We start from the raw sequence: 18,853 nt of genomic DNA, 5'->3' as shown, positions 1-18,853 counted from the left end.
CGTGATGACGAGCCTGCCGTGCTCGACGGTGACCTGAAGAGTACACAGGTGTATACGCACATTGCCATCCGCAAGCTCAAGGAAGTGCATGCCGCGACGCATCCGGCGCGATTGCGGCGGCGGTTGAAGAAGTGAAGAACGATGAAGGCATGTGCGGCGGCCCTGCGGGCCGGAGGGGTACGAGGGCCGGGGGTAAATTGGTTATTGCCCGTCATCCCTTCGGGCTGCCAGGTAATAACCAATTCAACATAAGGCTGGGAAATTAGCGACGGCCAGCGGGCCGTCGCCTTCGGTCCACCTGTCCCATCGCGGCGCCGGCCCGCTGGCCGTCGCTAATTTGCCTTATGTCTGGCGCCCCCGGCCCGCCGTGGGCGCGTTGCGCCCAGGAGGAAGTCAGGGCCATAAAGCGGCCATGATCCTGGAATACGAACAAAGACCTGGTCAGCGCGCGGTGCGCGAAGGGTGACGGCCCTGCCCGCCCAGGGGTCTGCTGCGCTCGGGCTGCGGCCCTTCGGGCCTTCGCTCCGTGCTCGCAGCCGCCCTCCCGTCCGCCCCCGAGGGGCTCCCTGGTTAGCCGCCTGACGGCGGAAGCAGCAGCAACGCAAAAGCGCGGTCTGCATGCGGTGCAAGCCGCCGTGTCGTCTTGCACCGCATGGCCGAGCGTGGCACACCGCCCGCCGTCAAGGCTGCCCCTTCGGGCGCGCGTTGCGCGGCCTTGACGGGTTCAGTGCCGGGGCGGTGCGCGGACGGCCACCACGGTCATGGAGCAGTGGTCCACAGTGGCCCCTGTTCCGCCTGGTTTGCCGGCGGCCGCAGGCCGACGGCAAACCAGGCGGGATGATGCCTTGTCCTCCAGTGCAAATTGAGACAGGGTGAGCGCCTCCTCTGGCAAACTCGCGTCTTTAGGCTTAAACCCGCGTCGGGGCAAAAAACTGCATCCCGAAGGACGGGTCAGGGCAAAATGGTTTGCAAGTGCCGGAGGCGTCAGGGAAAAACGTGGTTCGACAACGGCGGGTGCGTCGGGGGTGAGTGATCGGGGTATGGGGCTGGTAATGCGATACTCAACAGCGGCGATCAAAACAACAACGGCAAGGCACAAGGTTCCGTCATTGACGACAAGATCGGCAAGCAACTGCCAGAACGAGGATGGACGGAGCAAGACGTTCAAAATGCGATCAACAACGGTCCTACGGGCACAGCTTTCGACAAGCGTTCTGCATCGAAAACACCGGACGGCTTACCTAGAAACGACACGGCTACGGTGTATGGGTCGAAGGACGGTTACGTTGTCGTGAACGACAGGACCGGAGAGGTCGTTCAGATTAGTGACAAGACCGATCCAAGGTGGATAGCTGATAGCCGTATTCAATGGAAGAGCAAATAATGAAGCTTGATAGAACAAAGCGCTACACGGATGCTGACGACTACTTCTCGCTCGGGGGAAGCATCGTCATGAAGCTCTCAGCCGAAGCCGCGATTTCTGTCTGCACAAACGCAGCAGAACACGGGGTTATAGTTTCTCGCATCGAGGGCGGAATATGGCACAACCCGGGATTCGAGGCACGCATTGACTGCATCTGGGACGGCGCGGAGCCACCGATTGATTTGAATTCAGCGCGTGTAAACAATCTCGCTGCAATTGAGTTCATCCGCTCTGAATTGCCTGAGCACGACACGTTCATTATTACGGCTCCGTCAATATCAGGATGGTAAGTGCAGATCGGGGTATGGGGCCAGCAACGCAACCTTATCCAGTGGCGGCGATCAACAGTCAACTGGGAGCGCAGATTCTACACCTGGCCGGGTTCAGTCACGGATTAACGTAACCAATGATGGAATGGATCACATCGCGGACCGCCATCTCGACCCAAGCGTGAATGCGAGCCAGTTTACAATCAGCAAAAGTGAGTTGAGTAATTTGCTGAAAGATCCGAATACCGTTTCAACTCAAATTAGAAAAACCGTTCAAAGCGGCTCTGGCGTTAGTTATGTCCGAGAAGTGGATACGGGACGCGTCATCGGAACAGACAAGTTCAACAACAATCAACCGACTACCGTAATGACGGTTCTGACGGATCAATACGGAAATCTCGTAACGGCTTTCCCTGGAAAATTGAAATGAGCGCAAACCGAGCAACCGCGAAGGAAGAACTGCGCAAGCAGATGCTGGAGGATTCGGCATCTCTGCAAGCCGACGATAGTTTGTTAGGCAAGACGTTACGATCGATTTTTCCTCACATGAGCCGAGCCTTCGTTTTGCAATGGATTCCCGAGCAAGCGGAAGATATTTATTGGGTTCTAGTTGGTCGGGAAAGCATCGTGACAATAGAAATTCCGCGAACCATTAGTGCTGATGCGTCCCCATCCGTGAAACTGACAACAGTCGATAAATATCGTGAACGAAGGATTTCGAAAATTACGCGTGAAAAGTTGGAGATGGCACTTTCCTTAATCTAAACCGGCGACACCGGGAATATCGGGGTATGGGGGCGGCAATTCAACACTCAACAGTGGTGGCAACGACGGTGCTAGTGAGAACGGTGGTGGCAGTAGCGCCTACGATCGTGTTTATGGCGGTCGCACATCCGTTGAGAACGTCACGTCCCGTGGAACCAGCATTGAGACTGTCCCCAATAGCGATAGTGCGACAGCCGCTGGCGACTTTGCAGCCCTTAAGCCTAATAACGTCAAAACCGTTTCAACCGGGCGTGGTGACGTGAGCATCGGAACGCTTGACGACGGCAGTACCGTCATATTGCGTCCTAGCAAAGATGGTCGCACAACGATTGAGTTCCAAAATGCAAATGGACGCACCACGAAGGAGATACGGTATGGATCAAAGTAATAGACGCGTTGAATTTCTCCGTAAGGATCTTGCCGATGTACGGAAGATTTTGGATGCGGATGGCTCGCTAAACGAAGCTGAGGTTGCTCGTCGTTCATGGCACGTTTGTGAAATTGATGACAAGTCGATATTTGACGAGGATGCACGCAATCTAGCGACTGCATTACGAATTGAAAATTCCGGTATTTTTTACGTTGTCCGGGTCTGTGACCTGCTTTCGTTGACTACTTCAGTCGCGGCATACAGGTTCGAATCGACTCAAGATGAGATAGAGGCGTTTCAAGGCCCGGCTTGGTTTGAGATAAACCTTGACGATTGCTTGCTGTTTAATCTCCCTTTTACGTGTGCGGTTCTGCGGCCAGGGCAGGTTAATGTGACGAAATTCTTGGGGGATACGGCATTCGTCGAGGAGATTGAGAAGATTTGAAATTGATCGGGGTATGGGGCTGGTAATACGACGCTCAATAGTGGGAACGGCGAAGGGCAATCTGCGAGCGGACAAAGCGGGAATAGTTCGGACGGGAAGAGCACTGTAGTTGTCGACAATGCAAGAGCCGGGCATATATTCCGTGATTCAGAAGGCCATCTTTCTGATACACCAGCAAATCGCGCGCTACTTGAGCAAGTTGCAAATAATCCAGCCGCCGTGGCTGGTACAGATAAATATGGGACCATATGGTCATCCTCGATACAGTCAGATGGCACCCAAGTTTGGGTAGGGGTTAGAGACGGTAAGGTTAGCTATGGTGGAGTTAACCAAATACCCAAGGAATTCAATTCGCAAACCGGGTTCTCATCACCCACGAAGCCGGGAGGAACAAAATGAGTGAGCAAATCTCAGTTGAAGATGCGTTTCGTGCGATGGTTATCTTTTTAGATCGCTACTACGACCGTGGCGGTGGCGTTGATACGTTGGGTGACATATTGAGCGCGATCTCACAGACCATATGGGCAGACGGTAGCCCGAACGATCCTGCGCAATGGCAGGATTGGTTAGACGCAATCAAAGAAGCGAAGAAGTGAGACTTCTTGCGAAACATCAGTGACAACAAACCCGGCTGCGGCCGGGTTTGTTGCTTGTGACGTCGTTCAGTCCGGCGTGATGACGAGCCTGCCGTGCTCGACGGTGATTCTCACGCGCTGTCCGGGCTCGAAGCCTGCCTGTATGAGCCACTTTCCGGCGATGCGCAGCAGCGGAAAAAACGCGGGGTTCTTCCACTGCCCTTGCCATTTGGGCGGGGGACGCCAGCGCATGCGTTGCTGGACGGTGGCGTGCCGCTCGGGATGGGCGGGCAATGCATTAAGATTGGCGTCAGCCATGATCAACTCCTGTGGTGAGTTGGTGGTGGTCAGCGGGTCGTATGGGTTGCAGCCGATGCGGCCCGCGCTTCGTTTACGGTGCTGCGGGACTCCCTTCCTTAACGGCTTCGTTTGCCGGTCGGCTGCGTGGGCGCTGCCGGTGCGGCGGCGAGTTGCGCCCATCGCTTGGCGTCGTGCATGTGCAGGACGCTGGCAATCACGGTCTCGATGGCTTCGCGTTCCTTCGGATCAAGCCTGGAGACGGCTTCGAACTGGAGTTTGAGTCGTTCGTCCGGACCTCGCTCGTTCTCCTCAAAAAGCAATGTATCTGCGCTCACACTCAGCGCGATCGCGATCCGGCGAAAGACCTCGATGGTCGGCTGCGATGTTCCTGCTTCGTAACGCTTGTATTGCGAGATATGCATGCCGATCTTGTCTGCCATCTGCTGCTGTGTCAGGCGGCATTCCTTGCGGTAGGCGCTCAGGCGTTCGGAGAAGCTCATGGGCAGACGAAAAAATTGAACATAGGCAAGGAGTGTAAAACCCCCCCTTCAGCGACACCTGGCACAATATCCCATAGCAGGAGAAATGAAAAGGCTACTGATATGGTATTTGACAGGCCTTAGCCGAAAGGACGGTCCATGCCGCGCATCCCAGCGCGATGCCACGTCGGCACGCTGAAGAAGCGATGCGGACGAGACGACACAATGTCGCACAATTGACCGAAATCAGACACAGACCTGACGCCGCACAGGTCCGCGCGCAGGCGTGCTTTTTGTGACTTTTCACAATCACCTTATCCGCTTTCCCAGTTCTCCCGGCGCAGACAAGTCCGTAGCATGGGCATGATACGCGGCACATTGCACACAAGCCGCGACTTGATTTCATGGAGACGAACGTGTCGAAAGCCCCCTGGCTCGCCAGCTATGGCGAGATCCCTGCCACCATCGATCCCGATCGGCATCCGTCGCTCGCCCATATGCTCAATGAGGCCATGCGCGAACATGCGCACCGGCCGGCATTGCGCGCGGGCGACGCCACGCCGGGCGACGCTTCACTCAGCTACGCCGACGTCGATCGTCTTTCGCGCAATTTCGCGGCGTATCTGCAGCACGCGGGCGTGAAGAAGGGCGACCGTGTCGCCGTGATGTTGCCGAACCTGCTCGCGTTTCCCATCGCGCTGATCGGCATCGTGCGGGCTGGGGCAGTGCAGGTGAACGTGAATCCGCTCTATACGCCGCGTGAGCTTCAGCACCAGCTGGTGGATTCCGGCGCGCAAACGCTCGTGGTGTTCGACGGTGCGTTGCCGACTTTCGATGCGATCAAGGCGAATACGTCCGTCAAGACCGTGCTGAGCGTTGCCGCGAGCGATTGCACGAGCGCGAGCGGCGAGCGCGCTGCGCAGCCCGGCTCGTTTGCGGCGGCGCTCGCGCAAGGCGCTGATTTGCCGTTCGAAGCTCCCATGTTGTGCGGCGCCGACCCGCTCTTCCTGCAATACACGGGCGGCACGACCGGGCTTTCCAAGGGCGCGCTGCTCACGCATCGCAACCTCGTCGCCAACGTCGAGCAGTTCAAGACCTTCATGCCGGACTTCATGAACCCGGGCGAGGAGGTCGTCGTCACTGCGCTGCCGCTCTATCACATCTTTGCGCTCACGGTGAATCTCATCGTCTACTTTTCGATAGGCGCGGAGAACTGGCTCATTGCGAACGCGCGCAATCTCGATGGCGTGATCGACGTGTTCAAGGCCGCGCGTCCTACAAGCTTCATGGGCGTGAATACACTCTATGCAGGGCTCGTTGCACATCCGCGCATCGGTGAGGCCGATTTTTCGCGGCTGCGGCTCGCGGGCGGTGGCGGCGCGGCGATCATTTCCACGGTGTCCGAACGCTGGCAGGCCATGACGGGCGGTTTCATCCGCGAAGGTTACGGGCTTTCGGAGACGAGCCCGGTGCTGTCGTTCAATCCGGGAAGCGTCGATCACTTCACGGGTACGACGGGACTGCCGGTGCCTTCCACGGACATCAAGCTGATGAACGACGGCGTCGAAGCCGCGCCGGGCGAGCCGGGCGAGATCTGCGCGAAGGGCCCGCAGGTGATGCAGGGCTACTGGAACCAGCCCGAGGCCACGCGCGCCGCCTTTACGGACGATGGCTACTTTCGCACCGGCGACGTAGGCGTGTTCGACGCGCGCGGCTTCCTGCGCATTGTCGATCGCTCGAAGGACATGATTCTCGTTTCGGGCTTCAACGTGTATCCGAATGAGATCGAGGCGATCGTGACCGCGTTGCCGGGCGTGGCCGAATGCGCGTGCGTGGGCGTGGCCGATGAACGAAGCGGCGAGGCCGTGCGCGTGTTCGTAGTGCTCGCGCGTGAGGCGGTGCTGAGCGAGGAAGCCGTGATCGCGCATTGCCGGGCGCAACTCGCGGCGTACAAGGTGCCGCGCGTGGTGACATTCGTCGAGGCGTTGCCGAAGTCGACGGTAGGCAAGATCTTGCGGCGGGAATTGCGCGACGGGGAGTGAGGCGAGGGCGCGCCGCGTCATTCAGCGCGCCGCGCTCTTCGCCTTCTTCGCCGCGAGGCGCCCCTTCTTCTCCGTTTTCTTGCCCGCGCGCTCCGGACCCTGCGTCGCCCCGCGCAGCTTGAGCGCGATATCCAGCCGCGCAATCCAGTGGGCGTCGGCGAGTTTCGCGCCCAGCAGCGTCTCGATGCGCTCGAGCCGGTAGTCGAGCGTATTCGGATGCACACCTAACGTTTCAGCCGTCTGACGCCGGCGCTGCCCGCTGGCGAGCCACGCTTCGAGCGTGGCGAGCAGGTCCGCCTCGGTCGCCAGTTGCTCGGCGAGCGAGACGAGATAGCGCAGCACGTTCGCGCTGCTGCGCACACTCTCCTCGATGGCAATCGACGAAAAGCGGTGCACGCGCAGGAAATTGCCGGGGCCGTTGCCATTTTCGTCGCCGTCGTCCGCGCGGCTGCCGCGAGGCGCGAAGTCCACGGCCTTGAGCGCTTCTTCCACCGAGGCCGCCCAGCCGCGCGCCCCTTCGTTCATGAGCCCGATGCCGATGCTGCGCACGCGCGGCTCGGCACGCGCGAGCGCGGCCGCGTGCTCGGCCACGCGCTGATCGTTGCGCGTCATCGAATCGCCGCGCACGCACGGCAGCCAGAACACCAGCCGCTCGCGGTGCCACGCGCGCACCAGCGCGTCGGGCTTCAGCTCGAGGTGCCGCGCGGCGCTCAGTGCGAAACGGTCGAGCGCATCCTCGCGCACCGAAGGCGCGTGGTCGCGCAAGTCCAGATCGACGGCGAGCGCAATGCGCGGCAGCGTGGCGTCGAGGCCGAGCGCCTCGACGGTCTCGCGAAAGCGCGCGGCGTCGTCGGGGGCATGGAACACGAGGTCGTAGAGCTGCTGCAGCAGCGAGCCGCGCCAGCGCGCTTGCTGATGCTGCTCGTCGAGATAGGCCTCGGCGATGTGCTCGGCCATCGCATCGAAGTAATCGAGCAGATAAGGCGAAATATCGAACAGCAGTTCGTGCGCGAGCGCCGGGTCGGCCTCGGCAAGCTCCGTGCAGGTGCGCCACAACTCGCGCGCCCCAAGGCGAAATGCACGCAGCAGCGAGCGCAGCGGCACGTTCTGGTGCACGCGGCGGCGCGCGAATGCCGCGATCTGGTCCATGACTTCGGCGGTGGGCGGCGTGCCGTCGAGCAGGCACTGGAACCACAGGCCCGCGGAAAACGCGATCGACGAGAAGATGTCCTTGCGCGCCGCCGCCGAGAGCGCGCTATAGCCTTCGAGCAAGAGCAGCGTGTCGTAGGTGCGCTCGACAGCCCTGGTCTGGGTTTTGGCGAGCGTGCGCAGCCGGCTGCGCAGGCGTGGGCTGATGGCGGGGACGGGGGGCGGCACGGTGAGTTCGCGGAATTCGCACGGGTTCGTTTAGGCGATATCCGCGAGTGTACTCAGCGCCGTGCCGCTGCGTCGAGGGGGGCGAGCGAAACCGGGGGACGGCGAGGCGGCCCCGGCGGTGCATCGGAACAATGATCAGAACAACAGCGCGATACCGGCCATGCCGACGAACTGCGAGCGTGTGGACGAGGGCGTGGCGTTCTGCGAGTCGCCCACGGCCGGGCTCGCGTTGACGATGTTGCCCGCGCCGTTCGCGCCGAGCGTCTGGCCGCCCGCGTGCTGGTAGGCCTGCAGCGCATAAAGCGTCGTGCGCTTCGAGAGGTGGTACGACTCCTTGAGCGAGTACTGCTGATAGCGCGCCGCGCTCGTGATGCCGTTGGCCTTCGAAGCGAGCGTATCGGCGAAGCCGCCGCCCACGTCGAAGGCCGGCGTGAAGCGGTACACGGCGAGCGCCGCCCAGGTGTTGAAGATGGCCGTGTCGTGGAAGATCGACTTGCCGCCCGCAATGTACTGAACGTTCGAATACGATGCGCCGAGGACCAGGTTGCCGATCGTGTAGTTGCCGCCGGCCGCGATGTGCTGGACCGCGCTCGCCGAGACATAGCCTGTGTTCAGCGACGACTTGCCGAAGCTGCCCGTGGAGGCGCTGTCGAATCCGCTTGTCAGCTGTGCGTTGTCCATCCGCAGGATGGCCGCAGCGAGGCTCACCGGGCCGGCGGAATAGCGCAGCGCGGCGCTCCACGTCTGGCCCTTGCCGGTGCTGCCCGCAATGCCGCCGAGCGCGTACATGGCGCTGGCCTGCACGCCGTAAACGATCGGCGAGGTGTAAGTGGCCGAATTGTTGATGCGCACGGTCGTGTCGAGACCGTCGATATCCCCGGGGTGCGCGCCGGTTGCGCCGGTGAGCCACGAGCTTCCCGTGAGCGGCCCGACGAACAGGTAATACGGCGTGTACTGACGGCCAGCCGTGAACGTGCCGAGGTTCTGGTTCTGCAGGCCCACGTAGGCCTGGCGATTGAAGATCAGCCCGCTCGACGACAGCGCGCCCGTGTTGAGGTCGAAGCCGTTCTGCAGGTCGAAGATCGCGAACGTGCCGCCGCCGAGATCTTCCTTACCCTGCAAGCCGAACTTCGACGCATACAGGTTGCCCTGGCGCAGATAGACGTTCGAGTGACCGTTCTGGTTGTTGACGTAGGTGATGGCGTCGTCGACTGCGCCATAAAGCGTGACGCTGCTTTGCGCGAACGCGGGGCTGGCCACGAGCGCCGCGCTGGCGGCGAGGCACGTGCCAAAACCAAGGCCTGCTTTCTTCATCGTTGAGTGTCTCCGGGTGAGATTTGGACTGCTTATATTTTTCTTTGCTACGCCGCATGATCTTCAGATCGACACGGCGTGTGTACTGCTGCGCGAAGCGACTAAGGTGACTGCGTTTGAATCAATCCTGGGGTGCGCGCTCGCCCTGTGCGGCGAGTGCGCGCCGGCGCGCCTGCGCCGCGAGGCGCACGGCTGCGTTGGGCGCGCCGTAGCCGTCGTAGCCGCCGCGCCGCTCCACGATCTCCAGGAAGAAGCGCTGGTCGAGCGTTTCCGTATAGGCGTGCAGGAACTCGCCGCCGCGTTCGTCGCGGTCGTAGAGCAGGTTGTGGTTGCGCAGTGCGTCGAGAAACTCGGGGTCGAGCGCGTGGCGCGCGTCGAGATCGTCGTAGTAATTCGCGGGTACGCGCAGGAGCGGCACGCCGGCCGCCTCGAATTCGGTCACGGCGCGAAAGATGTCGCCGGTGTTGAACGCCACGTGGTTCAGGCCGGTGCCGTGATAGGCGCGCACGGTTTCTGCCGCGGCCGTGTGCTGGTCCACCGAGGCGTTGAGCACGACGCGCAGCCCGCGGCCGCGGCTCATGAGCGCGCGGCTGCGCACGAGCCCGTAGGGATCGGGCAGCAGCACGGCGGACGTCGCTTCGAGCCCGAACGCCGACTTCAGGAACAGCACCCACGAGTCGAACGAACCGGCAGGCAGCGAAAGGCTCACGTGATCGATGCCGGCGATAGGTCCCACTTCGACCGGGCCGTCGATATCCGTGAGCGAGAAATCGGCTTCGAAGAGGGTGGGCTGGTCCGGCTCTTCGTTCACGAAATAGTTAAGACTGCCGTCAGGCCCCTGGACAGCGGGCACCACGCGCTCGTTCGGGCCCACGCGGCCCGAGAACGGCGGGTAGCCGAAGCCCGCCGCGCGTTCGAGCGCGAGCCGCGCATCGTCCACGCGAAATGCCGAGGCGCAGAGCGAGAGCCCATGGCGCTGGAAAAACGCGTCGGCGAACGAGCCGGGTTCGGCGTTGAGCACGATCGCGGCCGAGCCGTGCCGATAGAGCGTCACGTCTTTCGAACGATGCTGGCCCGCGCGGCGGAAATGCAGCTTTTCGAGCCAGTTCGCCACGTGCGCGCGCGCGGTGTCGTCCACAGCGAATTCCAGGAACTGCCACTGCGCGTTCGCGGGCGCGGTGCCCGGATGGTAAAGCGCGTTTGCTTCGACATGCTCCGCTTGCAGAGTCTCGCGCGTGAGCGATTCGAGCAGCAGCAGCGAGCGATAACCGTCGGCGGCGGTGGCGGCGGGCGGCGCGCCGCGAAAGCCGTCGTTGAAGATTTCGAGCGAGAGCGGGCCCGTGTAGCCGCTTTTCACCACCTGGGCCGTGAAATCCGCGAGCGCGAAGTCGCCCTGGCCCGGGAAGCAGCGATAGTGCCGGCTCCATTCGAGTACGTCCATCTGCATTCTCGGTGCATCGGCGATCTGCACGAAGCCGATGCGCGAACCCGGAATCGCGGCGATGCCGTCGGGCGCGTCGTCGAGCGAGAGCGTGTGGAAACTGTCCAGCGCGAGCGTGAGGTTCGCGTGATCGACGGTGTTCACGAGCCGCCACGCGTGGCCATAGGTGCGCACGTGGCGCCCCCATGCAAGCGCCTCGTAACAGATCGTCACGCCCGCTTCCCCGGCGGCTCGCGCGAGCGCGCCAAGCTGTTCGGCGGCGAGGCCGTCGTTGCAGATCGTGTCGGGCGAGACGTTGCTGCACACCAGCAAACGGTCCGTGCCCAGTTGGTGCATCACGTCGAACTTGCGCTTCACGCGTTCGAGGTTGCGAGCGAGGCGCTCGGGCGCGACACCCTCGAAATCGCGGAACGGCTGGTACAGCACGATATCGAGGCCGAGATCGCCAGCCATGCGGCGCACGTCGGCGGGCGAGCCTTCGAAATAGAGCAGATCGTTCTCGAAGATCTCGACGGCGTCGAAGCCCGCGGCACGAATCGCAGCGAGCTTTTCGGCGAGCGTGCCGCTGATCGACACCGTGGCGATCGAGCGGCGCAGCGCGCGAGAGGGGGTGTGGAGCGGCTTGGACATGGGCATGGCGTGCGTGCTGGCTGCGACTTCGGTGTTGAACAAGGGTCCGGTGCGGCGGCGTGGAACGGGCGTTTAACTAACTGGAGCACCGCAGACACACTGGCCACCCGCGTGACCGCAGGATACGGCAAACTAACTAGTTAGTACAAATTCTGGCAAACCCCAGGTGACCGGTGGACCGCTTCGCGGCACACTTTCGACCATGCGGTGAAACATGCAACGGTTCTTCGGCATGCGCCGCGCCGGTCGTCAAGCTGTTCTGGAGTGTGTGTAATGGGAATGCCTTCGGTGCTGGTCCTGAACGGACCGAACCTGAATCTGCTGGGAACGCGGGAGCCCGCGATCTACGGCGTTGAAACGTTAGATGACGTTGCCAGGCTGTGCCGCGAGGCGGCGGGGCGTCTTGGGCTCGAGATCGATTTTCGCCAGTCGAACGCCGAGCATCAGTTGATCGACTGGCTGCATGAAGCGCGCACGCGCGTTGACGGCATTGTCATCAATCCCGCTGCCTATACGCATACGTCGGTGGCGATTGCCGATGCGCTTGCGGCCATCGCGAAGCCCGTGATCGAGGTCCATATCTCGAACGTCCACAAGCGCGAGGCGTTCCGGCACCATTCCTTCGTTTCGCCCGTTGCGCAGGCGATCATCGTCGGCTGCGGCACGCAAGGGTATGCGCTCGCGCTGGAGCACATGGCCACGCTGCTTGCCAAAGAGGTGGCGAAATGAGCGCCCCGAACAACGCTAAAACGCATGCGCTGGGCGCGCGCGCAACCGCCAACTCGTTTCTCTGCGGCTTGATCGGCTCGGGCATCGGCGGCTCGCTCACGCCAGCGATGCAGGAGCAGGAAGGCCGCGAACTCGGCTTCAATTACATATACCGGCGCATCGACCTCGAAGCGCTGAAGCTCACGCCCGCCGCGCTGCCCGAACTGTTGCTGGCCGCCGAGCGCATGGGTTTCGACGGCTTGAACATTACTTATCCGTGCAAGCAGGCCGTGATCGAACTGCTCGACGAACTCTCCGACGACGCCCGCGCGCTCGGTGCCGTGAACACGGTGTTGTTCCGCGATGGCAAGCGCATCGGCCACAACACCGACTGGTCGGGTTTCGCCCGCGCGTTCCAGCGCGGCCTGCCCGACGTTTCGCTCGAAGCGGTCGTGCAGCTGGGCGCGGGTGGCGCGGGCGCGGCGGTCGCACACGCGGCGCTGCAGATGGGCGCCCAGGCGCTCACGCTGTTCGACGTGGACGCCTCGCGCGCCGCGTCGCTCGCCGGCGAATTGCAGGCGCGCTTCCCGGCGGCCCGCGTGAGCGCGGGCGGCGATCTGCGCGAAGTGCTCCAGCACGCCACGGGCCTCATCCATGCCACGCCCACCGGCATGGCGAAGCTGCCCGGCATGCCGCTGCCTGCGGAGTATCTGCACGAGCGGCTGTGGGTGGCGGACATCGTGTACTTCCCGATCCGTACCGCGCTGCTCGAAGCGGCCGAGGCGCGCGGCTGCCGAACGCTCAGCGGCGGCGGCATGGCGGTGTACCAGGCAGTGGACGCGTTCCGGCTGTTCACGGGCGTCGAGCCCGACGCGGAACGCATGTATGCGCATTTGCAATCCATGCTGGTGGCGAATGCCGCAAGCGTCGGCGAATAACAACGACAGCGCCAGGCGGGCGTCAGGCTTCACGCGCTGACACCCGTCAATACACATCGGAGACGAAGACATGGCACCACCCGTATCGACGGGGCGCGGCGACGCGCCGAACCTTTCCGCAGCCGCGCCCGTCGACGGCGCGATGCGCCGCTCGAAAGCGCGCTACCGCATCCTCGGCCTGCTGGCTGTCGGCACGATGATCAATTACCTCGATCGCACCGTGCTCGGCATCGCAGCGCCGCAGCTCACGCGGGAACTGGGCATCAACGCGGCGCTCATGGGCCTCGTGTTCTCGGCGTTCTCGTGGAGCTACGTCGTCGCGCAGATTCCCGGCGGCGTGTTCCTCGACCGCTTCGGCAGCAAGTTCACCTACTGGCTGTCGATGACGCTCTGGTCGATGTGCACGCTCGCACAAGGCTTCATCAGCGGCGTGGGCGCGCTGTTCGCGTGCCGCCTGGGTCTCGGCGCCGCGGAGTCGCCGTGCTTCCCGACCAATAGCCGCGTGGTCGCCACGTGGTTCCCGCAAAGCGAGCGCGCGTTCGCTACGGGCACTTATACGGTGGGCGAGTATATCGGCCTCGCGTTCTTCAGCCCGTTCCTCTTTGCGCTGATGGGCGCCTACGGCTGGCGCGCGCTCTTCTACGTGGTGGGCGGCGTGGGCATTGTGTTCGGCCTCGTGTGGTGGCTCCTGTATCGCGAGCCGCACGAGCACCCTGCGGCCAACCGCGCCGAGCTCGACTACATCGAGGCGGGAGGCGGTCTCGCCCGCCACGAGCGCAAGGCCGACACGCAAGCGGCTGCCGGGCAACCGAAAAAACAGGGCTTCGACTGGCGCATGGCCGGCAAGCTGGTGCGCCGCCGTCAGCTCGCGGGCATCTGCCTCGGACAGTTCGCGGGCAACTCCACGCTCGTGTTCTTCCTCACGTGGTTTCCGACCTACCTCGCCACCGAGCGCCACATGGGCTGGCTCAAGATCGGCTTCTTCGCGATCATGCCGTTCATTGCCGCGTCGATCGGCGTGATGTTCGGCGGCACGTTCTCGGACTGGATGCTGCGCCGCGGCGTCTCGGCCAACGTGGCGCGCAAGCTACCGATCATCGCCGGTCTGCTGCTCGCTTCGACCATCATTCTTGCGAACTTCGTGCAGAGCAACGTGGCCGTGATCGCGATCCTCTCGGTGGCGTTCTTCGCGCAAGGCATGGCCGCGCTCGGCTGGACGCTCGTGTCGGATATCGCGCCGGCCGGCATGCTCGGGCTCACGGGCGGCATCTTCAACCTCGCGGCCAATCTGGCAGGCATCATCACGCCGCTGGTCGTGGGGTTGATCGTGGGCGCGACGGGCTCGTTCGTCTGGGCGCTCGTGTTCATCGGCGTGATCGCGCTGATCGGCGCGGCTTCGTACATCTTCATCGTGGGCGATATCAAGCGCATCGAGCTGTAAGGCTCGCAGGCCGCCTGCGGGCGGCTTTCGGCGTGGTAGCGGGACGTGGCGCCAGCTGGAGGGCCGCGCCCCGCGTGCTAGAATTCCCCGCATCCCATCCCTGCTGCGGGCCAAGAAAAACATGGCAAGACCGGCGGCTTCGGCCGAACGCAACGATGCTCAATCCGAAAGCCGGCGCAAGTACGATCCCGAGCAAACCAGGCGCAATATCCTCGAAGTGGCGACGGCCGAATTCTCGGCCATGGGTCTCGCAGGCGCGCGCGTCGACGCGATCGCCGAGCGCACCAACACCACCAAGCGCATGCTGTATTACTACTTCGGCAGCAAGGAAGGGCTGTACGAAGCGGTGCTCGACAAGGTCTACAGCGACATCCGTGCGCTCGAACTGGACCTGCACATCGACGAACTGGACCCAACCGAAGGCCTGCGCCGGCTCGTCGAATTCACCTTCGACTATCACGACCGCCACCGCGACTTCGTGCGCCTCGTCACCATCGAGAACATTCACGGCGCGAAATACATCGAGCGCCTGAAGACCTTCCGCAGCCGCAACGCCAGCGCGATCCGCACGATCGAAGACCTGCTGGCGCGCGGCGTGGCGAGCGGCGCGTTCCGCGACGACATCGATCCCATCGACCTGCACCTGCTCATCAGCTCGATGTGCTTTCACCGCGTGGGCAATCGCCACACGTTCGGCGCGGCGTTCGGGCGCGACCCGTCGCATCCGCGCCTGCGCGCGCGCCATCGCGAGATGGTCGTCGACGCCACGCTGCGCTTCGTCAAGAAGTAAGGCGGCCCCGGCGCCGCGGCCGGCCCGGCCGCGCGGGCGATTCCCCGCGCTTGCCGATGCGTGACGCATGGGCCGCGGCGCGCCCTTATCCCCGCACGGCGCCGCGCAGGGCGGCCAAAAGGCCCCCGCGAACCCTGCAAATTCATCTCCAAAAGCCCGGCAAGCCCCGTCCTACGTGGCTGACAGCTAGCATCGCTTGTCCCATAAAAGCGCGCAAACGCATTACACTACGGCGGTCCGGGCCGCCGCGCGCGGCCTCGCCCTGCGCAGCCGCGCCCCGCCTCACCGGCAGGGCGGGCGCGCCGGTCCACGCCACCGGAGAGTCTTTAGCGCAATGAGCACCGCCATGCCCCGTTCCGGCCAAGCCGGCCTGCCTCGACAGACTCAGGGTCGCTACACCCTCGGCACACGCATCGTCCTCAGCTTCGGCTTGCTGTTCGTGCTGATGCTCGCGATGGCCGCCGTCTCCTGGGATCGCCTGCGCTCCATCGACAGCGAGGCGATGAGCCTGACAACCGACTCGGTGCCGGGCCTGTTCTATGCGACCTCGCTGCGCGCGGCGGCCAATCAGACCTATAGCCTCGTCGAACGCGCGGCCTTCGTCGATGCCGACGCGGACAGCACGGCGCGCGACCTGTCCGGCCTGCCCGCGGCCATGGCGCAGGTGGAGGAGGTCTCACGGCAATACGAACGCACGCTTTTCCGCAGTGACGACCGCGAGCGCTTCCAGCGCTTGCGCGACGCCTACGCGCGCTATCTGCCGATGGCGAAAGCGGTAGCGAGCCAGCTGCCCGCCTCGCGCCCGGCCGCGCAGGCCGCGTTCGCGCAGATCGGCCCGGCCTGGCAGGAGGTGCTCGCCACGGCCAACTTGCTCGTCGACGAGAACCGCCAGCAGGCCGATGTGTCCGCGCAGGCCATCCGCAACTCGGTCACGGGCACGGAAATCACGCTCGCCACGGCGCTGGGCGTCGTGCTGCTCGCCGCGCTCGCCACCGGGTACGCGCTGTATCGCGCGATCACGGTGCCGATGGCGCGGCTCGTGGAGGTGCACGACTCCATGCGCACCGGCAACCTTTCGCAGCGCCTCGCGTTGAACCGCGGCGACGAATTCGGCGTGCTGGAGGACGGCTTCAACCGCATGAGCGACGAACTGGCGAGCCTCGTGGCGCAGGCGCAGAAGTCGTCGCTGCAGGTCACGACTTCGGTAGCCGAAGTGGCCGCGACGTCCAGGGAGCAGCAGGCCACTGCGAGCGAGACGGCGGCCACCACGACCGAGATCGGCGCGACTTCGCGCGAGATTTTCGCCACGGCGCGCGACCTCGTGCGCACCATGAGCGAAGTGGCGACGGTGGCCGAGCAGTCGGCCGGGCTCGCCAGCACGAGCCAGAGCGGCCTCACGCATATGGAAGACACCATGCGCAGCGTGATGGACGCGGCGGGCTCGGTGAACGCGAAGCTCGCCATCCTCAACGAGAAGGCGGTGAGTATCAATCAGGTGGTCGCGACGATCACGAAGGTTGCCGACCAGACCAATCTGCTGTCGTTGAACGCGGCGATCGAAGCGGAGAAAGCGGGCGAGTACGGCCGGGGTTTCTCGGTGGTCGCCACCGAAATCCGGCGCCTTGCCGACCAGACGGCGGTCGCGACCTACGACATCGAGCAGACGGTGAAGGAAATCCAGTCGGCGGTCTCGGCAGGCGTGATGGGCATGGACAAGTTCGCGGAAGAAGTGCGGCGCGGTATGCACGACGTGCAAGCGGTGGGCGTGCAGCTTTCGCAGATCATCGGCGCGGTGCAGACGCTCGCGCCGCGCTTCCAGGTCGTCAACGACGGCATGCAGGCGCAGGCCACGAGCGCCGAGCAGATTACCCAGGCGCTCACGCAGCTTTCCGAGGCCGCCCAGCAGACGGCGGAGTCGCTGCGCCAGTCGTCGCAGGCCATCGACAATCTCACGCTCGTCGCCAACGAACTGCGCACCGGCGTGTCGCGGTTCAGGATCGAGGCGTGACGCGGGAGCGGCGATGCTCTTCCTGGTATTCGAACTGGACGGCGAGCGTTACGCGCTCGATGCCCGCGAGATCGCGCACGTGCTGCCGCTCGCGCCCGTGCGCGCGTTCCCGGGCACGCCCGCGTATATCGCCGGCGTGATGGACTACGAGGGCGCGCCCGTGCCCGTGGTCGATCTGCCGATGCTCGCGCTTGGGCGCCCGGCGCGCACGCTCATGTCCACGAGGCTCGTGCTCGTGTACGACTGCGAACACGACGCCGACCCGGCTTCCTCTCATGCGCCGCCGCGCCTTCTTGCGCTGCTGCTCGAAAGCGCGACGCGCACGCAGTCGATTGCGCCCGAGCGTTTCGCCGAAGGCGGCATCGCCACGCCCGAAGCGCGCTGGCTCGGCCCCGTCGCGCGCGACGGGCGCGGTTTCGTGCAGTGGGTGAAAGTCGCCCAGCTGCTCGACACGCGCGTGCGCGCGCTGCTCTTTCCCGATCCACCTTCGTGGCAAGGCGTGCCATGAGACAGGCCGACCCGCGCTTCGCCGCCTGGCTGCTCGACGAAACCGGCATCGACGCCGAATCGCTGGGCGCCAACGCGCTCGCTCGCGCGGTGGGCGCACGGGCGGCGGTGGCGTTCGAGGTCCAGGCGGATCAGCATCCGGCCGCGACGCGCAAGGACTGGACGAGCGGCGCCGCGCTGCCCGAATGGGCGTACGAAGCATACTGGCAGCGTCTTACGAGCACGCCTGCCGAGCGCCAGGCGCTGATCGACGCGCTCGTCGTGCCCGAGACCTGGTTCTTTCGCGAGCGCGAGGCCTTCGCCGCGCTCGCGCGCCTTGGCGCGAAGCGGCTGGCCGCGCAGCCGGGCGACGTGCTGCGCGTGCTGAGCGCGCCGTGCTCGAGCGGCGAGGAGCCGTACTCGGCGGCCATGGCGCTGCTCGACGCGGGGCTCGCGCACGAACAGTTCGCCATCGACGCGATCGACATCAGCGCGCAGTCCATTGCGGCGGCCGCGCGCGGCGTGTATGGCCGCAATGCGTTTCGCGGCGACGGCCTCGCGTTTCGCGAGCGCTATTTCGAGGCGACGCCGGACGGATGGCGTATCGCCGCGACGGTGCGGCGCGCCGTGACGTTCGAGCGCGCGAACCTGTTCGACTGGCTCGCGCCGCACCCGGTGCGCTACGACTTCATTTTTTGCCGCAACGTGCTGATCTATTTCGACCGCGCCTCGCAGGACCGCGCCATCGACCTGCTTTGTGCACGCCTCACGGCGGGCGGCATGATCTTCGTCGGACCGGCGGAAACCGGGCTGATGATGCGCCATGAGATGGTGTCCGCCCATATTCCGCTTGCGTTCGGTTTCCGCGCGCCGGAACCCGGCGCGACGGCGGATCATCATCCGGCGAGCCCGGCGGCGGTGCCGCCAGCGCTCACGCCGCTGCCGGTGACGCCGCTGCCGGTGCTTGCCGCGGCGGCAGCGGCGCCCGTATTCGGCAGCGCGCCGGTGTTCGCGCCGCTGGCCACGCCGCTGGCCGTGGCAGCACGCGCTCC

Annotated in this window: 19 protein-coding genes; 14 read left to right on the top strand and 5 right to left on the bottom strand. The window is 64.1% G+C overall.

Annotation, left to right across the window (positions count from 1 at the left end; translation table 11 throughout):
- The first annotated feature begins 1,057 nt into the window (after positions 1-1,057).
- From BHE01S_RS39895 to BHE01S_RS22300, 6 genes are all read left to right on the top strand, one after another.
- Positions 1,058-1,384: a colicin E5-related ribonuclease gene (locus BHE01S_RS39895; protein WP_084069110.1), complete on the top strand. Its 327-nt coding sequence runs from the start codon at positions 1,058-1,060 to the stop codon at positions 1,382-1,384.
- The gene (locus tag BHE01S_RS22310) at positions 1,384-1,713 is read left to right on the top strand and encodes a colicin immunity protein (RefSeq protein ID WP_042267776.1); all 330 of its coding nucleotides are present in this window, start codon (positions 1,384-1,386) and stop codon (positions 1,711-1,713) included. Before BHE01S_RS39895 ends, BHE01S_RS22310 begins: the two co-directional genes overlap by 1 nt.
- Before the next feature lie 124 nt (positions 1,714-1,837).
- A complete protein-coding gene (locus BHE01S_RS37045; protein ID WP_084069108.1) occupies positions 1,838-2,122 on the top strand; it encodes an adhesin in 285 nt (94 codons plus the stop codon).
- The gene (locus tag BHE01S_RS37975) at positions 2,119-2,457 is read left to right on the top strand and encodes a hypothetical protein (protein ID WP_157025568.1); all 339 of its coding nucleotides are present in this window, start codon (positions 2,119-2,121) and stop codon (positions 2,455-2,457) included. Before BHE01S_RS37045 ends, BHE01S_RS37975 begins: the two co-directional genes overlap by 4 nt.
- A gap of 374 nt (positions 2,458-2,831) precedes the next feature.
- Positions 2,832-3,272 carry a hypothetical protein gene (locus BHE01S_RS37970; RefSeq protein ID WP_157025567.1) on the top strand — a complete coding sequence of 147 codons (441 nt, stop codon included), beginning with the start codon at positions 2,832-2,834 and terminating at the stop codon, positions 3,270-3,272.
- Between the two features lie 395 nt (positions 3,273-3,667).
- On the top strand, positions 3,668-3,868 hold the full coding sequence (locus tag BHE01S_RS22300; protein ID WP_042267772.1) for a hypothetical protein: 201 nt from the start codon (positions 3,668-3,670) through the stop codon (positions 3,866-3,868).
- A gap of 66 nt (positions 3,869-3,934) precedes the next feature.
- Here the strand turns inward: BHE01S_RS22300 and BHE01S_RS37965 are convergent, their stop codons facing one another.
- Positions 3,935-4,165 (bottom strand): SymE family type I addiction module toxin, encoded by a 231-nt coding sequence (locus BHE01S_RS37965; RefSeq protein ID WP_042267769.1) that lies wholly within the window; start codon positions 4,163-4,165, stop codon positions 3,935-3,937.
- Between the two features lie 98 nt (positions 4,166-4,263).
- Positions 4,264-4,647 carry a helix-turn-helix domain-containing protein gene (locus tag BHE01S_RS22290; RefSeq protein WP_042267767.1) on the bottom strand — a complete coding sequence of 128 codons (384 nt, stop codon included), beginning with the start codon at positions 4,645-4,647 and terminating at the stop codon, positions 4,264-4,266.
- A gap of 395 nt (positions 4,648-5,042) precedes the next feature.
- Here BHE01S_RS22290 and BHE01S_RS22285 point away from each other — a divergent pair, with 395 nt between their 5' ends.
- The gene (locus tag BHE01S_RS22285) at positions 5,043-6,668 is read left to right on the top strand and encodes an AMP-binding protein (protein ID WP_042267975.1); all 1,626 of its coding nucleotides are present in this window, start codon (positions 5,043-5,045) and stop codon (positions 6,666-6,668) included.
- 21 nt (positions 6,669-6,689) lie between these two features.
- On the opposite strand, the gene BHE01S_RS22280 is transcribed toward BHE01S_RS22285, so the two are convergent.
- From BHE01S_RS22280 to BHE01S_RS22270, 3 genes are all read right to left on the bottom strand, one after another.
- A complete protein-coding gene (locus tag BHE01S_RS22280) occupies positions 6,690-8,045 on the bottom strand; it encodes a PucR family transcriptional regulator (RefSeq protein WP_245639829.1) in 1,356 nt (451 codons plus the stop codon).
- Between the two features lie 135 nt (positions 8,046-8,180).
- Positions 8,181-9,359 carry a porin gene (locus tag BHE01S_RS22275; protein WP_042267764.1) on the bottom strand — a complete coding sequence of 393 codons (1,179 nt, stop codon included), beginning with the start codon at positions 9,357-9,359 and terminating at the stop codon, positions 8,181-8,183.
- A 121-nt stretch (positions 9,360-9,480) separates the two neighbouring features.
- A complete protein-coding gene (locus tag BHE01S_RS22270; RefSeq protein ID WP_042267971.1) occupies positions 9,481-11,397 on the bottom strand; it encodes a bifunctional sugar phosphate isomerase/epimerase/4-hydroxyphenylpyruvate dioxygenase family protein in 1,917 nt (638 codons plus the stop codon).
- A gap of 306 nt (positions 11,398-11,703) precedes the next feature.
- On the opposite strand from BHE01S_RS22270, the gene aroQ reads away from it, so the two are divergent.
- The 7 genes from aroQ to BHE01S_RS22235 form a co-directional block, all read left to right on the top strand.
- On the top strand, positions 11,704-12,159 hold the full coding sequence (gene aroQ, locus BHE01S_RS22265; RefSeq protein ID WP_042267763.1) for a type II 3-dehydroquinate dehydratase: 456 nt from the start codon (positions 11,704-11,706) through the stop codon (positions 12,157-12,159).
- Complete coding sequence (locus BHE01S_RS22260; RefSeq protein WP_042267761.1) at positions 12,156-13,076, top strand: shikimate dehydrogenase; 921 nt, start codon at positions 12,156-12,158, stop codon at positions 13,074-13,076. Before aroQ ends, BHE01S_RS22260 begins: the two co-directional genes overlap by 4 nt.
- Positions 13,077-13,218: 142 nt before the next feature.
- Entirely contained in the window at positions 13,219-14,517 is a 1,299-nt protein-coding gene (locus tag BHE01S_RS22255) for an MFS transporter (protein ID WP_245639836.1), read from the top strand.
- Between the two features lie 121 nt (positions 14,518-14,638).
- Positions 14,639-15,307: a TetR/AcrR family transcriptional regulator gene (locus BHE01S_RS22250; protein ID WP_042267756.1), complete on the top strand. Its 669-nt coding sequence runs from the start codon at positions 14,639-14,641 to the stop codon at positions 15,305-15,307.
- 334 nt (positions 15,308-15,641) lie between these two features.
- The gene (locus BHE01S_RS22245; protein ID WP_042267755.1) at positions 15,642-17,315 is read left to right on the top strand and encodes a methyl-accepting chemotaxis protein; all 1,674 of its coding nucleotides are present in this window, start codon (positions 15,642-15,644) and stop codon (positions 17,313-17,315) included.
- Positions 17,316-17,328: 13 nt separating this feature from the next.
- Positions 17,329-17,823, top strand: a complete 495-nt coding sequence (locus tag BHE01S_RS22240) for a chemotaxis protein CheW (protein ID WP_042267754.1) — start codon at positions 17,329-17,331, stop codon at positions 17,821-17,823.
- Positions 17,820-18,853 (top strand): CheR family methyltransferase (locus tag BHE01S_RS22235; protein WP_042267752.1); only part of this gene is annotated, 1,034 nt, incomplete at its 3' end. The genes BHE01S_RS22240 and BHE01S_RS22235, both read left to right, overlap by 4 nt.

The sequence above is a fragment of the Paraburkholderia heleia NBRC 101817 genome (assembly GCF_000739775.1).
Classification (GTDB): domain Bacteria; phylum Pseudomonadota; class Gammaproteobacteria; order Burkholderiales; family Burkholderiaceae; genus Paraburkholderia; species Paraburkholderia heleia.
The sequence above is the reverse complement of the archived record's forward strand: the minus strand, read 5'-3'. Positions and strand labels throughout refer to the sequence as shown.